Source organism: Agromyces sp. NPDC029043, assembly GCF_055564615.1.
In genome coordinates, this window is the sequence record NZ_JBVHVX010000006.1 from 108,830 (window position 1) to 125,691 (window position 16,862).

Sequence of the window (16,862 nt, forward strand, 5' to 3'; positions counted from 1 at the left end):
CTGGCGGATGGTGGGACTAGGCTCGCGCCATGCCCGACGGACTGGAGTGGCTGCCCTCGCTCGTGGTGTTCGGCACGACGGCGGTCGCGCTCGTCCTGGGCGTGCTCGGCGTGCGGCGGCTCGGCGTGCGCAGGGAGGCGCGCGACGACGACGCGGCGCACGCCCTGCAGAACTCCGCGAAGTCGCGGCTCGTGCACGCCGACGAGGCGCTACGCGACGCCGAGCTCGAGGTGCGGTACGTCGAGGCGCAGTTCGGCCCGGCGACGGCGCGCGACCTCGCGGCGACGGTCGAGCAGGCCAGGGGCTGGCTCCGCGAGGCGTTCCTGCTGCAGCAGCGGCTCGACGACGCCGAGGCCCTCACCGCGGCGGCGCGCCGCGACCGCAGCGCGCGCATCGCGTCGCTGTGCGACTCGGTCGAGCGGGCGCTCGCCGAGGCCGCCGCCGGGCTCGCTGGTCGCCGCGCCGCCGAGCGCGGCGCCGCCGCCGACGCGCCCGCCCAGCGCGAGCGCGCCGCCCGCCTCGCGGTGCGCCGAGCGGATGCCACGGCGAGCCTCGAGCGCCTGGGCACGCGGTTCTCGGCGGCGGCGCTCGCCGGCGCGTCCGGCGCGCTCACCCGCGCCGACCGCGACCTCGCCGCCGCGGATGCCGCCCTCGACGAGGCCGACGCGCGACTCGCCGGCGGTGCAGGCCGGCCGGTGGCCGACGTGCTCGGCCGCGCCGCCGACGCGCTCGACCGGGTCGAGGCCGAGCTCTCCTCGGTCGAGCACGTGGAACTCGACCTCGCGGCCGCCGCGCACGACGCGGCGTCCGAGGCGGCCGCGCTGGATCGCGAGCTCCTCGACGCGCGCCGAGAACGCGACGGTGCGATCGACCCCGACGCGGGCTCGGCGCTGGCCGTGGCGATCGGGGAGCTGTCGCCGCTGCTGGTCGGGCGCGAGGAGCGGGCCGACGATCCGTTCGCCGAGCGCGACCGGTTGCGGGCCGGTCGCGATCGCCTGCAGGTCGCGCGGGCGACGACCCGTCGGGCCGAGGAGCGGCTGGGCGGCGCTCGCGGCGCCCTGCCCGGGGCGATCGCGATCGCCGAGAGCCAGATCGCCGTCGCGCGGTCCGCGATCGAGCGAGCGCGCGCGTTCGTGGGCGCCGACGCCCGCACCCGTTTGGCGGAAGCCGAACGGCAGCTCGGCATCGCGCGGCGCGAGGCCGATCCCGTCGCCGCACTGGATGCGGCGCGACGCGCGGCGGCGAGGGCGAGCGACGCCGAGGCGCTCGCACACTACGCCGCGCTGCACCGCTGAGCCGGGCGGCGGACGGACCGCGGACGCGGCGGGGCTACTTGCCGCCGGCGACCCGGATGTCGGCGCCCGACGTGTACGACGCGTCGGGCGAGAGCAGCCACGCGACCGCACCGGCGACCTCGTGCGGCCGGCCCGCGCGGCGCATCGGGATGCCGGCCGCGCGCTCCTCCGGCGCGTTCGGCCGCCCCGCGGTCGCGTGGATCTCGGTGTGCGTCGTGCCGGGCGAGACCGTGTTGACGCGCACGCCGACCGGTCCGAACTCCTTGGCCAGTCCCACCGTGAGGATGTTCACCGCGGCCTTGCTCGCCGCGTAGGGAATGTACGTGTCGGGGGCGCCGTGCGTGGCCGCGCCCGAGGAGATGTTCACGATCGACCCGCCCGCGCCGCCGAGATCGGTCGCCATGTGGGCGATCGCGGAGCGGCACAGCACCATGGGCGCGAGGACGTTCACGCGGAACACGAGGTCGGATTCCTCGATCGAGCCCTCGAGGAACGGACCGATCCGCCCGGTGATCCCGGCGTTGTTCACGAGTCCGGTGACCCTGCCGAAGCGGCGGACGGCCTCGGGCACGACCTCGGCGGCGGCGTCCAGGTCGGCCAGGTCGACCTGCAGCAGCTCGACGCGCGCGCCCGCGGCGCGGCATCCGTCGGCCACCGCCTCGGCCTCGTCGGCGCGCTCGCGGTAGGTCAGGAGGAGGTCGTGGCCGTCGGCGGCGAGGCGCTCGGCGATCGCGGCGCCGATGCCGCGGCCGCCGCCCGTGACGATCGTCACGGGCCGGGGGTCGACGTTCGTGGTCATGCGACCACCCTACGAGTGCGCCCCGGCCAGCCGGATCGCGTAGCCTGACGCGGTGAGCGAGTGGACCCCGGCCGCCGATCCGGCTGCGCAGGCCAAGTACCAGGTGCGGTTCGACCAGGGCGTCGACGGCGTCGTGCGCATCGCGGGCGCGGCCGACGTGCTGGTGTGGGTCGACCAGGTGGCGACGGATGCCGCGCGCGCCACGTCGCAGCGCAGCGCCCCGCCGTCCGTGCCCGCGGAGGCGCTCGACGCCGCGCCCGACGCGGCCGTCGCGGTCGCGGGCCTGCACGATGCCGCCGCCGTCGCGGCGTGGATCCTCGGGGAGCAGGAGCGGCTCGGGCGTCGCGCCTACGTCGCGATCGTGGCCGCCGGGCGCGACGACGGCGGATTCGCGGCCGACGACGTGCTCGCCGCGGGCGCGATCGTCGATGCGCTCACCGAGCTCGGCATCGACGACACGTCGCCCGAGGCCGCGGTCGCGTCGTCGGCGTTCACGGGGCTGCGCCGCGCGGTCGCGCACCTCGCCACGGCCTCGGTGGCGGGCCGCACCGCGATCGAGGCGGGCGTCGAGCCCGCGGCGCTGCGCCGCGCGGCGACGCGCGACGCGAACGCGACGGTGCGCGTCGCACGGGAGCGCTGAACGCGGACCGCCGCGCTCGGTCAGGCCGCGGTGAGCGAGACCTTGCCCGACTTGCGGGCGCGGTGCGCGCGGACCTTGGCCCGGTTGCCGCAGCGCTGCATCGAGCACCACCGCCGGCTCGCGGCTCGCGACGTGTCGAGGTAGACGATCCCGCAGTCGCCCGCGCAGATGCGGACCCGCCCGTCGTTGGCGGGACCGAAGCAGTCGACGGCGTCGCGCGCGATCGTCGAGAGCGCCTGGCCGACGGTCTGCACCGAACGCCCGGCCTGCCGGGAGCCGCCCGCGAGCGTCGGCGGGACGTCGGGCGTGGCCGCGTACAGGTTGACGAGGTCGATGTCGGCGACGCGCACCGCCTCGCCGCGACCGGCCGCGAGGGCGAGCCGCCCGATGGCGTCGCGGAGGGAGACCGCGTCGAACAGGTCGCGCGATCGCGCGGCGCCCACGGCCATCGGGAAGCGCTCGCGCATCCAGGACGTCAGGTCGTCGGGAGCGTGCAGGCGCTCGGGCGCGACGGCCACCGGGATGGCGCCCGTGTATGCGAAGTCGAGCGCGAACGAGCCGGAGTCGAACCACCACCGGCCGCTGTCATCGGTGAACCACTGGCCGACGGGGATCGAGACGGTCGAGACGGGCACCGTACGAACCTACCGGCTGCGGGCACCGGGCGACGGCGGTTCTGCGGCCGCGCTCGCGGCGGCGCGCCGCATCGCGCCGGTGATCTCGCGACGATGCCACACGATGAGGTTGGAGCGGTCGAACCCGCGCCGGCAGAGCCCGCAGCTGAGCGGCCGGACGGGCGCCCGGTAACGGTAGTGCTCGTGTCCCGCAGGGCACCGGCCCACCCAGGGCGCGAGCTCGTCGGCAACGGCGCCGTCGTGCGTGCGGCGGCCCACGTAGCCGATCTCGGCCGCGATGCGGGCCCACTTGGGTCCGTGGCCGGCCCGCGGGCCGGCCATCGCATGCGCGACCTCGTGCAGCAGGATCTGGTGGATCTCGTCGTCGTCGTAGCGGAGGGCGAGATAGCGGGAGACGGAGATGTGCTTCGCCGTGTAGTTGCAGAGGCCCGCGCGCTTCTTGGCGTTGTCGAAGCCGAACGTCCAGGCGGACGGGTCGAGGTGCAGCACGATGAGCGCCTCAGCCCAGATCCGAACCCGTTCGAGTTCCGCCATGGGTCGAGGATAGTCCCGCCCGTTCCCGCGGGCACCGCCCCGGGTGTGACGCGATCGGGGGACCGCGGCCGGGGGAGCGCCGGCTCAGCCGCGTTCCTCCACGGGAATGCGCAGCAGCCGGTCGTCGCCGTCGCGCGGCGAGCCCCGTCCGTCGGTGTTGTTCGTGATCGCCCAGGCCTCGCCGTCGGGCCCCGGCACGACGTCGCGGAAGCGGCCGAACTCGCCGGCGAACGCGTCGACCACCTCGGTCGGCGGGGTCGTGGCCGGGGAGGCCCACCAGAGTCGCTCGCCGCGCAGCGCCGCGATCACCACCGTGTCGCCGACCACTGCGATGCCGCTCGGGCTCGCCTCCGAGGTCGGCCACTGCACGGCGGGGTCGGTGAACCGGTCGTCTCCGGCGATGCCCTCGACGACGGGCCATCCGTAGTTCGCGCCCGGTTCGACGCGGTTGAGCTCGTCCCACGTGTTCTGGCCGAACTCGGCCGCCCACATTCCGCCCGCGGCATCCCATGCCAGTCCCTGCGGGTTGCGGTGTCCGAGCGACCACACCAGCGTGCCCGCCGGGTTGTCCGGGGGCACCTCGCCGTCGGCGGTCATCCGCAGGATCTTGCCGCCGAGCGCGTCGGGGTCCTGCGCGGAGTCGCGCCGGCCGGCGTCGCCCACGGTTGCGTAGAGGTAGTCGTCGGGGCCGATCGCGAGGCGGCCGCCGTTGTGGTTGCCGCCGCGCGGCAGGCCGTCGAGGATCACCTCGGGCTCGCCGAGCTCGAGCTCGCCCGGCTCGCCGGTCAGCGGCATCCGCACGATGCGGTTGTCGGAGTCGGTCGAGTGGTACGCGAACACGGTGCTCGGCCGGTCGCCGTCGCCGGGCAGGTGCGCCAGGCCCATGAGGCCGCCCTCGCCGCCGGGCACCACGCCCGGCACCGCCGCGACCTCGCGGAGGCTGCCGTCCTCGAGCACCTCGACGATGCGAGCGGCGTCGCGCTCGCTGACGAGCACGCCGCCGTCGGGCAGGCGGAGGATCGACCACGGTGCGGCGAGGCCCTCGGCGATCGTCTCGGGCGTGCCCGTCGGCGCGACCGGCGGCGGCACGGAGGCGGCCGGGGTCGAGGGCGAGGGCGACGCGGATGGCGACGCCACCACGGGGCCGGACTCCGGGCCGGTCGTGCACCCTGCCAGCAGTGCGGCGACGCCCGCGAGGAGCGTCGCCCGAACCGTCAGCCCTGCCGCGCGGTGCCGCATCCGACCACCTCCCGCCTCCAGTCTGCGCGAGCGGGCGGGCGACCGCGACCCCGGCGAGGGACCCCGGGGAGAGAATGGGAGCATGCCGCTCTCGATCGACCTCAACGCCGACCTGGGGGAGTCGTACGGCGCCTGGCGCATGGGCGACGACGAGGCCATGTTCGCGCTGGTCTCGAGCGCGAACGTCGCGTGCGGCTTCCACGCCGGCGACCCGCTCACGATGCGCCACAGCGCGCACCTCGCCGCGCAGCACGGCGTCGTGCTCGGCGCGCACCCGGGCTACCGCGACCGCGCGGGCTTCGGACGCCGCGCGCTCGCCGTCTCGGCCGCCGAGGTCGCCGCCGAGGTCGTCTACCAGGTCGGCGCGCTGGCCGCGACGGCGCGCTCCGCCGGCATCGGCGTGCGCTACGTCAAGGCGCACGGCGCGCTCTACCACCGGCTCGGCACCGACCACGCCGCCGCGACCGAGGTCGCCGACGCGCTCGCCGCCTTCGACGCCGCGCTGGTGCTGCTCGGCCCGCCCGGCGGCGAGCTCGAGCGCGCGGCCGCGGCCGCCGGCCTCGGCTATGCGCGCGAGGCCTTCATCGACCGCGGCTACCTGGCCGACGGCACGCTCGTGCCGCGAGACGAGCCCGGCGCGCTCGTGCACGACCCGGGCGCGGCGGCCGATCGCGCCCTCGAGCTCGTCGAGACCGGCGGGATCGCCGCGGACGACGGCGCGCGCGTCGAGCTGTCGCCCGACTCGCTGTGTCTGCACGGCGACACCCCGGGATCGGTCGACATCGCGCGGGCGGTGCGCGCCGCGCTCGACGCCGCGGGCCACGGCGTGCGGCCGTTCGCATGAGCGCCGTCCGCCTGCTGCCGTCGGGCCGCTCGGCCCTGCTCGTCGAGTGCGACGCGCTCGAGGACGTGCTCGCGCTCCACGACGCGCTCGCCGGGAGCGCGCCCGACGGTCTCGTCGAGCTCGTGCCGGCGGCGCGCACGCTGCTCGTCTCGGTCGATCCCGACCGGCTCCCGCTCGAGTCGGCCGCGAGCTGGGTGCGGCGCGCCGCCGCCGACGCAGCGCCGGGTTCGCCGCGCCCGGCCGGGCCGCTCGCCCAGTCGGGCGACGACGCGGTCGTCATCGACGTCGACTACCGCGGCGACGACCTCGCCGAGACGGCCGCCCTGCTCGAGGTGTCGGTCGAGCACCTCGTCGCACGCCATGTCGCGACGGAGTGGCGCGTGGCCTTCATCGGCTTCGCGCCCGGCTTCGGCTACCTCGTCGCCGAGGAGTGGCCGTTCGACGTGCCGCGCCTCGAGGTCGCCCGCACGCGGGTCCCCGCCGGTGCGGTCGGGCTGGCAGGCGCCTTCTCTGGCGCCTACCCGCGACCCAGTCCCGGCGGCTGGCGCCTCGTGGGGCGCACGGATGCCGCGCTGTGGGACCCGCACGCCGAGGTGCCCGCCCTGCTCGTGCCCGGTCGCACCGTGCGCTTCCGTGCGGTGGCCACGTGACGACGCTCGTCGTGGAGGCCGTCGGCGGCCCGGTGCTCGTCGAGGACCTGGGTCGCCCCGGGCTCGCGCGGCTCGGCGTCGGCACGTCGGGCGCGCTCGATCGCGGGGCGCTCGCCCTCGCGAACCGGCTGGTGGGCAACCCCGACGGCGCCGCGGGCCTGGAGGTCGTGCTCGGCGGGCTGCGGCTCGTACCCGACGCCGACGTGTGGGTCGCGGCCGCGGGCGCCTGGGGCCCGGTGCTCGTCGCGGGCCGCGACGCCGGCCCGTACCGCGCGGTGCGCGTGCGCGGCGGCGAGCCGCTCGAGCTCGGCCCGGCACGTCGCGGACTGCGGTATGCGCTCGCCGTTCGCGGCGGCATCGACGAGCCGGTCGTGCTCGGCTCGCGCAGCCGCGACACGCTCGCCGCGATCGGACCCGAGCCGGTGCAGGCGGGCCGGCTGCTCGCCGTCGGCGCCGAGCCCGCGACATCCGTGCCCCTGCTCGACGACGACGCCGCGTACGCACCGCCCACGGGGGCGGTGACGCTCGGACTGCTGCCGGGTCCGCGCGCGGACTGGCTGACGGATGCCGCGCTCGCCGTGCTCCACGAGTCCGAGTGGCGCGTCGCGGCGGCATCCGATCGCGTCGGCGCCCGCCTCGAGGGACCGGTGCTGGAGCGGAGGATCACGCGTGAGCTGCTCAGCGAGCCCACGGTCGCGGGCGGCATCCAGGTGACGGGCGCGGGCGTGCCGACCGTCCTCCTCGCCGACCGCCCCGTGACGGGCGGCTACCCCGTGGTCGCGATCGTCGAGCCGGGCTCGCTCGACCTCGTCGCGCAGGTGCGCCCCGGGCAGGCCGTGCGGTTCCGGCACGTGCGCTGACCGGTCGACGGCGCCTGTTCAGCCCTTCGCGAGGAACACCGAACGCGACGGCGGCGGCGACGGCACCGCCGTGGCATCCGTCACGACCGGTGCGCCCGCGACGAAGCGCTCGAGCTCATCGCCCTCGACGAGCTTCGCGGGCGCGGGATCGCTCGCGAGCCGCCGCGGCATCGACGCGAACGGCAGCTCGGCGTCGGACGCGTACATGACGACGTTGCCGAACCGGCGACCCTTCAGCATGGACGTGTCGGCCGCGATCGCGACGTGCGCGAAGACGTGCGCGAGCGTCGCCGCCTGCGAGCGCGCGAACGCCAGGCCCGCGCCGTCGGCGACGTTCACGGAGAGGATGCCGCCGCGCGCGAGCAGCGGTGCGACGAGCCCGTAGAACTCGGCGCTCGTCACGTGCGCGGGCGTGCGCGCGCCCGAGAAGATGTCGACCACGGCGAGGTCGACCGCGCCGCGCAGGCCGGCCGGCAGCTTCGCGAGCACCTCGCGCGCGTCGCCGTGCCTGACGCGCACCTGCGCGCCGCGCGGCAGCGGCAGGTGCTCGCGCACGAAGTCGACGAGATCGGACTCGAGCTCGACGACCTGCTGGCGCGACCCCGGACGCGTGGCGATCACGTAGCGCGGCAGTGTGAGCGCGCCTCCGCCGAGGTGCAGCGCCGTGATGGCCGTCCCGGCCGGGCGGACGAGGTCGACGGCGTGCCCGATGCGGCGCACGTACTCGAACCCGAGCCACTCCGGGTCCTCGAGGTCGACGTGCGACTGGGGCGTGCCGTCGACGTAGAGCGTCCACGCGCCGGGGCGCGTGCGCGACTCCTCGAGGCGGGCGAGGTGACCGCTCACGGCGAGTCGGCGTTCGGGGTTCGGCACGGATGCCACGCTACCGCCGCCCCCTCAGCAGGCGCCCCACAGCACCGTGTCGAGGCGCGCGCCCTCGAGCAGCTCGGCGGGGAACGGGCCGGCCGCGCGGAGCTGCTCGACCACGCGGGGCGGGATGGCGCGGCCCGCCGCGATCACCGCGTTGCCCTCCTCGGCGCCCGCGAGCACGGCCGGCGGACCCGCGACGAGCAGTTCGGCGGCCGGATCGGCGCGCGCCACCGCACGGGCCTGCGCCGCGAGCCGGGGTCCGCCCGCGGCATCCGCGACGTTCACCACGAGCACGCCGCGCGGCGCGAGCCGATCGAGGCACCTGCCCATGAAGGCCGGCTCGTCGACGAACGCGGGCGCGTCCAGCCGCGTGTACAGGTCGACGATCACGAGATCGAAGCGGTCCTCCGCCGGAAGCCGGTCGAGCGCGTCGCGCGCGTCGGCCACCACGACCCCGATGCGGGCCCCGGGCGGCAGCGGCAGCCGTTCGGTCACCAGCGCGACGAGTCGTGCGTCGGCGTCGACGACGACCTGCGTCGAACCGGGACGCGTCGCCTCGACGTAGCGCGCGAGCGTCATCGCGCCGCCGCCGAGGTGCAGCACCCGCAACGGCGCTCCCGGGTCGGCCACCGCGTCGATCACGTGCCCGATGCGCCGCACGTACTCGAAGAACAGCCGCGTGGGGTCGTGCGGGTCGACGTGGGACTGCGCGGCACCGTCGACGAGCAGCGTGAGCCCGGTCGACGAGAACACGTCGGCCTCGAACTCGATGCGCGGCGCCATGCGGGCATCGTGTCACGCCGCACGCCCACGGGGCCACGGTCGGGGGTCGGGCGCGTGGTTATACCCGACATCCGCGAACAAATCAAGAATTCGACTGGACACGGCGAGTCATCCGGTCTATGCTTGACCTTTGCGCTCCCAGACCCACTATGCCTTCATATTGCGGTCGGCTTCTGCGTGTCGGGTCTCCCGGCATCCGCACTTCGTCTGAGGGGTCAACTCCACCACCACCGACAGTGAACCGGCCCCGAGACGGGGTCCATGGAGGTCATTTCCTTGGCTGCTGCGCGCAATGCGACCACGCCCACCCCCAAGAACGGACGCGGTGCAAGCCGCCTCTCGTTCGCAAAGGTCACCGACACCCTCACCGTACCGGATCTGCTCGCCCTGCAGACCGAGAGCTTCGACTGGCTCGTCGGCAACGACGCGTGGAAGGGGCGCGTCGCGGCTGCCGTCGAGGAGGGCCGCCAGGACCTGCCCGAGACGACCGGACTCGAGGAGATCTTCGAGGAGATCTCCCCGATCGAAGACCTCGGCGAGACCATGCAGCTCTCGTTCACCAACCCCGAGCTCGAGCCGCCGAAGTACACCATCGACGAGTGCAAGGAGAAGGGCAAGACCTACTCCGCTCCGCTGTACGTCAATGCGGAGTTCATGAACCACCTCACCGGTGAGATCAAGACCCAGACGGTCTTCATGGGCGACTTCCCCCTGATGACCCCGAAGGGCACCTTCGTCATCAACGGCACCGAGCGCGTCGTCGTGTCGCAGCTCGTCCGCTCGCCCGGCGTGTACTTCGAGCGCACGCCCGACAAGACCTCCGACAAGGACATCTACTCGGCTCGCGTCATCCCGAGCCGCGGCGCCTGGCTCGAGTTCGAGATCGACAAGCGCGACCAGGTCGGCGTGCGCATCGACCGCAAGCGCAAGCAGTCGGTCACGGTCTTCCTCAAGGCCCTCGGCCTCACCTCCGAGGAGATCCTCGAGGAGTTCGCCGGCTTCGAGTCGATCGCCCTCACCCTCGAGAAGGACAACATCCTCACGAAGGAGGAGGCGCTCAAGGACATCTACCGCAAGCTCCGTCCGGGCGAGCAGGTGGCCGCCGAGGCCGCGCGTGCGCTCCTCGACAACTTCTACTTCAACCCGAAGCGCTACGACCTCGCCAAGGTCGGCCGGTACAAGATCAACAACAAGCTCGGCCTCGAGGCGCCGCTCACCGACTCGGTGCTCACGGTGCAGGACATCGTCGCCACGATCAAGTACCTCGTCGCCCTGCACGAGGACCGCCCGACGCTGCCCGGCCGCCGCGGCGGCAAGGCCGTCGAGATCCGCCTCGACGTCGACGACATCGACAACTTCGGCAACCGTCGCATCCGCGCGGTGGGCGAGCTCATCCAGAACCAGGTCCGCACCGGCCTCTCGCGCATGGAGCGCGTGGTCCGCGAGCGCATGACCACGCAGGACATCGAGGCGATCACGCCGCAGACCCTGATCAACGTGCGACCCGTCGTCGCCGCGATCAAGGAGTTCTTCGGCACCTCGCAGCTCTCGCAGTTCATGGACCAGAACAACCCGCTGGCCGGCCTCACCCACAAGCGCCGCCTCTCGGCGCTCGGCCCCGGCGGCCTCTCGCGCGATCGCGCGGGCGTCGAGGTCCGCGACGTGCACCCCTCGCACTACGGCCGCATGTGCCCGATCGAGACGCCGGAAGGCCCGAACATCGGCCTGATCGGCTCGCTCGCGTCGTTCGCGCGCATCAACTCCTTCGGCTTCATCGAGACGCCGTACCGCCGGGTGGTCGACGGCAAGGTCACCGAGCAGATCGACTACCTCACGGCGATGGAGGAGGACGACTACATCGTCGCCCAGGCCAACGCGCCGCTGAAGGCCGACGGCCACTTCCAGGAGGAGCGCGTCCTCGCTCGCAAGAAGGGCGGCGAGGTCGACCTGTTCCCGGCCGACGAGATCGGCTACATGGATGTCTCGCCGCGCCAGATGGTGTCGGTCGCGACGTCGCTCATCCCGTTCCTCGAGCACGACGACGCCAACCGCGCCCTCATGGGCGCGAACATGCAGCGCCAGGCGGTGCCGCTGCTGCGCAGCGACTCGCCGTACGTCGGCACGGGCATGGAGGGCTACGCGGCCGTCGACGCCGGTGACGTGATCACCGCCGACCGCGCCGGTGTCGTCGCCGAGGTCTCGGCCGACGCCGTCACGCTGCAGCTCGACGAGGGCGGCACGCAGACCTACTACCTGCGCAAGTTCGACCGCTCGAACCAGGGCACGTCGTACAACAACCGCGTCATCGTCTCCGCCGGCGAGCGCGTGGAGGCCGGCGAGGTCATCGCCGACGGTCCCGCGACCGACAACGGCGAGCTCGCGCTCGGCAAGAACCTCCTCGTGGCGTTCATGCCGTGGGAGGGCCACAACTTCGAGGACGCGATCATCCTCAGCCAGAACCTGGTGAAGGACGACGTCCTCTCCTCGATCCACATCGAGGAGTACGAGGTCGACGCCCGCGACACCAAGCTCGGCAAGGAGGAGATCACCCGCGACCTCCCCAACGTGAGCCCCGACCTGCTGGCCGACCTCGACGAGCGCGGCATCATCCGCATCGGCGCCGAGGTCCGCCCCGGCGACATCCTCGTCGGCAAGGTCACGCCGAAGGGCGAGACCGAGCTCTCGGCCGAGGAGCGCCTGCTCCGCGCGATCTTCAACGAGAAGAGCCGCGAGGTGCGCGACACGTCGCTCAAGGTGCCGCACGGCGAGCAGGGCACGATCATCGGCGTCAAGGTGTTCGACGCGCAGGATGGCGACGACGAGCTCGGCTCGGGCGTCAACCAGCGCGTGGTCGTGTACATCGCCCAGAAGCGCAAGATCACCGAGGGCGACAAGCTCGCCGGCCGCCACGGCAACAAGGGCGTCATCTCGAAGATCCTGCCCGTCGAGGACATGCCGTTCCTCGCCGACGGCACGCCGGTCGACGTCATCCTCAACCCGCTCGGCATCCCGGGCCGCATGAACTTCGGCCAGGTCCTCGAGACGCACCTCGGCTGGGTCTCGAAGCAGGGCTGGAAGGTCGAGGGCAGCCCGGCGTGGGCCAAGCGCCTCCCGAAGGAGGCGCACGAGGCCGACCCCGGCACCAAGGTCGCGACCCCGGTGTTCGACGGCGCCCTGGAAGAGGAGATCGCGGGCCTGCTCGACTCGACGCTGCCCAACCGCGACGGCGAGCGCCTCATCGACTCCACGGGCAAGACGCAGCTGTTCGACGGCCGTTCGGGCGAGCCCTTCCCGTACCCGGTCGCGGTCGGCTACATGTACATCCTGAAGCTGCACCACCTCGTCGACGACAAGATCCACGCGCGCTCGACGGGCCCGTACTCGATGATCACCCAGCAGCCGCTCGGTGGGAAGGCGCAGTTCGGCGGTCAGCGCTTCGGCGAGATGGAGGTGTGGGCCCTCGAGGCCTACGGCGCCGCCTACGCGCTGCAGGAGCTCCTCACGATCAAGTCCGACGACATCCTCGGCCGCGTCAAGGTGTACGAGGCCATCGTCAAGGGCGAGAACATCCAGGAGCCCGGCATCCCCGAGTCCTTCAAGGTGCTCATGAAGGAGATGCAGTCGCTGTGCCTGAACGTCGAGGTCCTCTCGGCCGACGGCACCGCGGTGAGCCTCCGCGACACCGATGACGAGGCCTTCCGCGCCGCGGAGGAGCTCGGCATCAACATCTCCGCGCGCTTCGAGTCGTCGAACATCGACGAGATCTGAACCGCCAGGTACGAGAAGAAGACTTCAGGAATCTAGGAGAGAAATTGCTCGACGCAACGACGTTCGATGAGCTCCGCATCGGCCTGGCCACCGCTGACGACATCCGCAAGTGGTCGTACGGTGAGGTCAAGAAGCCCGAGACCATCAACTACCGCACGCTGAAGCCCGAGAAGGACGGGCTCTTCGGCGAGCAGATCTTCGGACCCAGCCGCGACTGGGAGTGCGCCTGCGGCAAGTACAAGCGCGTGCGCTTCAAGGGCATCGTGTGCGAGCGATGCGGTGTCGAGGTCACCAAGTCCTCGGTCCGCCGCGAGCGCATGGGCCACATCGAGCTCGCCGCCCCGGTGACGCACATCTGGTACTTCAAGGGCGTGCCCTCGCGCCTCGGGTACCTGCTCGACATGGCGCCGAAGGACCTCGAGAAGGTCATCTACTTCGCCGCGTACATGGTCATCGACGTGGACGAGGACGGTCGCCATCAGGACCTCCCCGGCCTCGAGAACGAGCTGCGGCTCGAGATCAAGACGATCGGCGACCAGCGCGACGCGCGCATCGCCGACCTCATGAAGCGCAAGGAGGAGGAGCTCGCGGCCCTGGAGGCCGAGGGTGCCAAGTCCGACCAGAAGAAGCGCGCCGAGGCCGCCGCCGACAAGGAGATGGCCGCCGTCCGCAAGTCCGGCGACGAGCAGATCGCGCACCTCGAGCGCGTGTGGGAGGACTTCCGCACGCTGAAGGTCGGCGACCTGAAGCCCGAGGACTCCGTCTTCCAGGAGCTCCAGGACCGCTTCGGCATGTACTTCGAGGCCTACATGGGCGCCGAGGCCATCAAGAAGCGCCTCCTGGCGTTCGACCTCGCGGCCGAGGCCGACGACCTGCACCTGCAGATCGCCGAGGGCAAGGGCCAGAAGAAGATCCGCGCCATCAAGCGGCTCAAGGTCGTCAACTCGTTCCTGCAGACCGGCAACTCGCCGGCCGCCATGGTGCTCGACGTGGTCCCCGTGATCCCGCCGGAGCTCCGTCCGATGGTCCAGCTCGACGGCGGCCGCTTCGCGACCTCCGACCTCAACGACCTGTACCGCCGCGTGATCAACCGGAACAACCGGCTCCGTCGCCTGCTCGACCTCGGCGCTCCCGAGATCATCGTGAACAACGAGAAGCGGATGCTGCAGGAGGCCGTCGACGCGCTGTTCGACAACGGCCGCCGCGGTCGTCCGGTCACGGGCACCGGCAACCGCGCCCTGAAGTCCCTGAGCGACATGCTCAAGGGCAAGCAGGGCCGGTTCCGCCAGAACCTGCTCGGCAAGCGCGTGGACTACTCGGGCCGTTCGGTCATCGTCGTGGGCCCGCAGCTCAAGCTGCACCAGTGCGGCCTGCCGAAGCAGATGGCGCTCGAGCTGTTCAAGCCGTTCGTCATCAAGCGCCTGATCGACCTCAGCCACGCGCAGAACATCAAGGCCGCCAAGCGCATGGTGGAGCGTTCGCGCCCGCAGGTGTGGGACGTGCTCGAGGAGATCATCCGCGAGCGCCCCGTCCTGCTGAACCGCGCGCCCACGCTGCACCGCCTCGGCATCCAGGCCTTCGAGCCGCAGCTCGTCGAGGGCAAGGCCATCCAGCTCCACCCGCTCGTCTGCGCCGCGTTCAACGCGGACTTCGACGGCGACCAGATGGCCGTGCACCTGCCGCTGTCGGTCGAGGCCCAGGCCGAGGCCCGCATCCTGATGCTGGCGTCGAACAACATCCTGAAGCCGTCCGACGGCCGTCCGGTGACCCTGCCCTCGCAGGACATGATCATCGGCCTGCACCACCTGACGACCGAGAAGCCCGGCGCCGCCGGCGAGGGCCGCGCGTTCTCGTCGATCGCCGAGGCGATCCTCGCGTTCGACCAGAACCGTCCGGGCGAGCTCGCGCTCGACCTCGGCGCGAAGGTGAAGATCCGCCTCGACGGCCTCCACTTCCGCGAGGGCGACGAGCCCGAGGGCTTCGTGCAGGGGCAGCCGTTCCTGCTCGAGACCACGCTCGGTCGCGCGCTCTTCAACGAGGCGCTGCCGGAGGACTACCCGTACTTCAACCAGCAGGCCGGCAAGGGCCAGATCTCGTCGATCGTCAACGACCTCGCCGAGCGCTACCCGAAGACGGAGGTCGCCGCGACCCTCGACCGGATCAAGGACGCCGGCTTCCGCTGGGCGACCCGTTCGGGCGTGACCGTCGCGCTGTCCGACATCATCACGCCGCCGAGCAAGGGCGAGATCGTCTCGAAGTACGAGAAGCAGGCCGCCAAGGTGCAGTCGCAGTTCGAGAAGGGCCTCACGACCGACCTCGAGCGTCGCCAGGAGCTCATCCAGATCTGGACCAAGGCCACCGACGAGGTCGCCCGGGCCATGCAGGAGAACTTCCCGACCGACAACACCATCAACCGCATGGTGACCTCGGGCGCTCGTGGTAACTGGCTGCAGGTGCGCAACATCGCCGGCATGCGAGGCCTCGTGAACAACCCGAAGGGCGAGATCATCCCGCGTCCGATCATCTCCTCGTACCGCGAGGGGCTGTCGGTGGCGGAGTACTTCATCGCCACGCACGGTGCCCGCAAGGGCCTCGCCGACACCGCCCTCCGCACGGCCGACTCGGGCTACCTGACCCGTCGCCTGGTCGACGTCTCGCAGGATGTCATCATCCGCGAGGACGACTGCGGCACGGGCAAGGGCCTCGAGCTCCCGATCGCGGCGGTCGACTCGACCGGCGAGCTCGTCCGCGACGCGAACGTCGAGAACTCGGTGTTCGCCCGGTCGCTCGCGGCCGACGCGGTCGACGCGAAGGGCGAGGTCGTGGCGGAGGCCGGCGACGACGTGGGCGACGTGCTCATCGACAAGCTGGTCGCGGCGGGCGTCGAGTCGATCAAGGTCCGCTCGGTGCTCACGTGCGAGTCGGCGGTCGGCGTCTGCGCGAAGTGCTACGGCCGTTCGCTCGCGACCGGCAAGCTCGTCGACATCGGCGAGGCGGTCGGCATCATCGCCGCCCAGTCGATCGGCGAGCCCGGCACGCAGCTGACCATGCGCACCTTCCACACCGGTGGCTCGGCCTCGGCCGACGACATCACGCAGGGTCTTCCCCGCGTGCAGGAGCTCTTCGAGGCCCGCACCCCCAAGGGCGCGTCGCCGATCGTCGAGGCCCCCGGCCGCATCACGATCGACGAGACCGAGCGCCAGCGCAAGGTGATCCTCACGCCCGACAACGGCGACGAGCCCATCGCGTACAACGTGCTCAAGCGCTCGACGCTGCTCGTGGAGGACGGCCAGCACGTCGACCTCGGCCAGCAGATCATCGTCGGCACGGTCGACCCGAAGGAGGTCCTCCGGGTCAAGGGCGTGCGCGAGGTGCAGAAGCACCTGGTGAACGGCGTGCAGGATGTCTACCGCTCGCAGGGCGTGCCGATCCACGACAAGCACATCGAGGTCATCGTGCGCCAGATGCTGCGCAAGGTCACCGTCGTCGACCACGGCGACACCGAGCTGCTCCCGGGCGAGCTCGTCGACCGCTCGCGGTACAACGAGATCAACCGTGCGGCGCTCACCGAGGGCAAGCGGACCGCTTCGGCCCGCCAGGAGGTCATGGGCATCACCAAGGCCTCGCTCGCGACCGAGTCGTGGCTGTCGGCCGCGTCCTTCCAGGAGACGACCCGCGTGCTCACGCAGGCCGCCATGGAGGGCAAGTCCGACCCGCTCGTCGGCCTCAAGGAGAACGTGATCATCGGAAAGCTGATCCCGGCCGGTACGGGCCTCGCCAAGTACCGGAACGTGACGGTGGAGGCCACGGAGGAGGCGAAGGCGGAGCGCTACCCGAACCGCATCTTCGCCGACGACGCGTCGTTCACCGAGGGCGACCTCAGCTTCGTCGACTTCGACTCGTTCTCGAGCGACGACTTCACCCCCGGCAACTACAGCTGATCCA

13 protein-coding genes are annotated in these 16,862 nt (G+C 72.5%); 7 read left to right on the forward strand and 6 right to left on the reverse strand.

Annotated features, from left to right (window positions below; all coding sequences use genetic code 11):
* The first annotated feature begins 29 nt into the window (after positions 1-29).
* Entirely contained in the window at positions 30-1,295 is a 1,266-nt protein-coding gene (locus ACZ4TW_RS09945) for a hypothetical protein (protein ID WP_465542517.1), read from the forward strand.
* A 34-nt stretch (positions 1,296-1,329) separates the two neighbouring features.
* Here the strand turns inward: ACZ4TW_RS09945 and ACZ4TW_RS09950 are convergent, their stop codons facing one another.
* Positions 1,330-2,094, reverse strand: coding sequence for an SDR family NAD(P)-dependent oxidoreductase (locus ACZ4TW_RS09950; protein WP_465542518.1), 765 nt, complete (start codon positions 2,092-2,094; stop codon positions 1,330-1,332).
* Positions 2,095-2,146: 52 nt separating this feature from the next.
* On the opposite strand from ACZ4TW_RS09950, the gene ACZ4TW_RS09955 reads away from it, so the two are divergent.
* Positions 2,147-2,734, forward strand: a complete 588-nt coding sequence (locus ACZ4TW_RS09955; RefSeq protein ID WP_465542520.1) for a 2-phosphosulfolactate phosphatase — start codon at positions 2,147-2,149, stop codon at positions 2,732-2,734.
* A gap of 20 nt (positions 2,735-2,754) precedes the next feature.
* Here ACZ4TW_RS09955 and ACZ4TW_RS09960 read toward each other — a convergent pair whose 3' ends face one another.
* From ACZ4TW_RS09960 to ACZ4TW_RS09970, 3 genes are all read right to left on the reverse strand, one after another.
* Entirely contained in the window at positions 2,755-3,369 is a 615-nt protein-coding gene (locus ACZ4TW_RS09960) for a CGNR zinc finger domain-containing protein (RefSeq protein WP_465542522.1), read from the reverse strand.
* 9 nt (positions 3,370-3,378) lie between these two features.
* Positions 3,379-3,903, reverse strand: coding sequence for a SprT-like domain-containing protein (locus tag ACZ4TW_RS09965; RefSeq protein WP_465542523.1), 525 nt, complete (start codon positions 3,901-3,903; stop codon positions 3,379-3,381).
* 84 nt (positions 3,904-3,987) lie between these two features.
* Positions 3,988-5,142, reverse strand: coding sequence for a PQQ-dependent sugar dehydrogenase (locus ACZ4TW_RS09970; protein ID WP_465542525.1), 1,155 nt, complete (start codon positions 5,140-5,142; stop codon positions 3,988-3,990).
* A gap of 82 nt (positions 5,143-5,224) precedes the next feature.
* Between ACZ4TW_RS09970 and ACZ4TW_RS09975 the strand changes: the two genes are divergently transcribed.
* Genes ACZ4TW_RS09975 through ACZ4TW_RS09985 form a run of 3 tightly spaced genes read left to right on the forward strand, consistent with a single transcriptional unit; the run spans position 5,225 to position 7,496 of the window.
* Positions 5,225-5,986, forward strand: coding sequence for a LamB/YcsF family protein (locus ACZ4TW_RS09975; RefSeq protein ID WP_465542527.1), 762 nt, complete (start codon positions 5,225-5,227; stop codon positions 5,984-5,986).
* Complete coding sequence (locus tag ACZ4TW_RS09980; protein ID WP_465542529.1) at positions 5,983-6,636, forward strand: 5-oxoprolinase subunit B family protein; 654 nt, start codon at positions 5,983-5,985, stop codon at positions 6,634-6,636. Before ACZ4TW_RS09975 ends, ACZ4TW_RS09980 begins: the two co-directional genes overlap by 4 nt.
* A complete protein-coding gene (locus tag ACZ4TW_RS09985) occupies positions 6,633-7,496 on the forward strand; it encodes a 5-oxoprolinase subunit C family protein (RefSeq protein WP_465542531.1) in 864 nt (287 codons plus the stop codon). Before ACZ4TW_RS09980 ends, ACZ4TW_RS09985 begins: the two co-directional genes overlap by 4 nt.
* Positions 7,497-7,514: 18 nt before the next feature.
* Here ACZ4TW_RS09985 and ACZ4TW_RS09990 read toward each other — a convergent pair whose 3' ends face one another.
* Complete coding sequence (locus tag ACZ4TW_RS09990; RefSeq protein ID WP_465542532.1) at positions 7,515-8,369, reverse strand: spermidine synthase; 855 nt, start codon at positions 8,367-8,369, stop codon at positions 7,515-7,517.
* Positions 8,370-8,393: 24 nt separating this feature from the next.
* Complete coding sequence (locus tag ACZ4TW_RS09995; RefSeq protein WP_465542534.1) at positions 8,394-9,149, reverse strand: spermidine synthase; 756 nt, start codon at positions 9,147-9,149, stop codon at positions 8,394-8,396.
* Between the two features lie 276 nt (positions 9,150-9,425).
* Here ACZ4TW_RS09995 and rpoB point away from each other — a divergent pair, with 276 nt between their 5' ends.
* Together rpoB and rpoC are read left to right on the forward strand one after the other, a co-directional pair.
* Positions 9,426-12,917 (forward strand): DNA-directed RNA polymerase subunit beta, encoded by a 3,492-nt coding sequence (gene rpoB / locus ACZ4TW_RS10000; protein WP_465542668.1) that lies wholly within the window; start codon positions 9,426-9,428, stop codon positions 12,915-12,917.
* A gap of 44 nt (positions 12,918-12,961) precedes the next feature.
* Positions 12,962-16,858, forward strand: coding sequence for a DNA-directed RNA polymerase subunit beta' (rpoC, locus tag ACZ4TW_RS10005; protein WP_465542536.1), 3,897 nt, complete (start codon positions 12,962-12,964; stop codon positions 16,856-16,858).
* Positions 16,859-16,862: the final 4 nt, after the last annotated feature.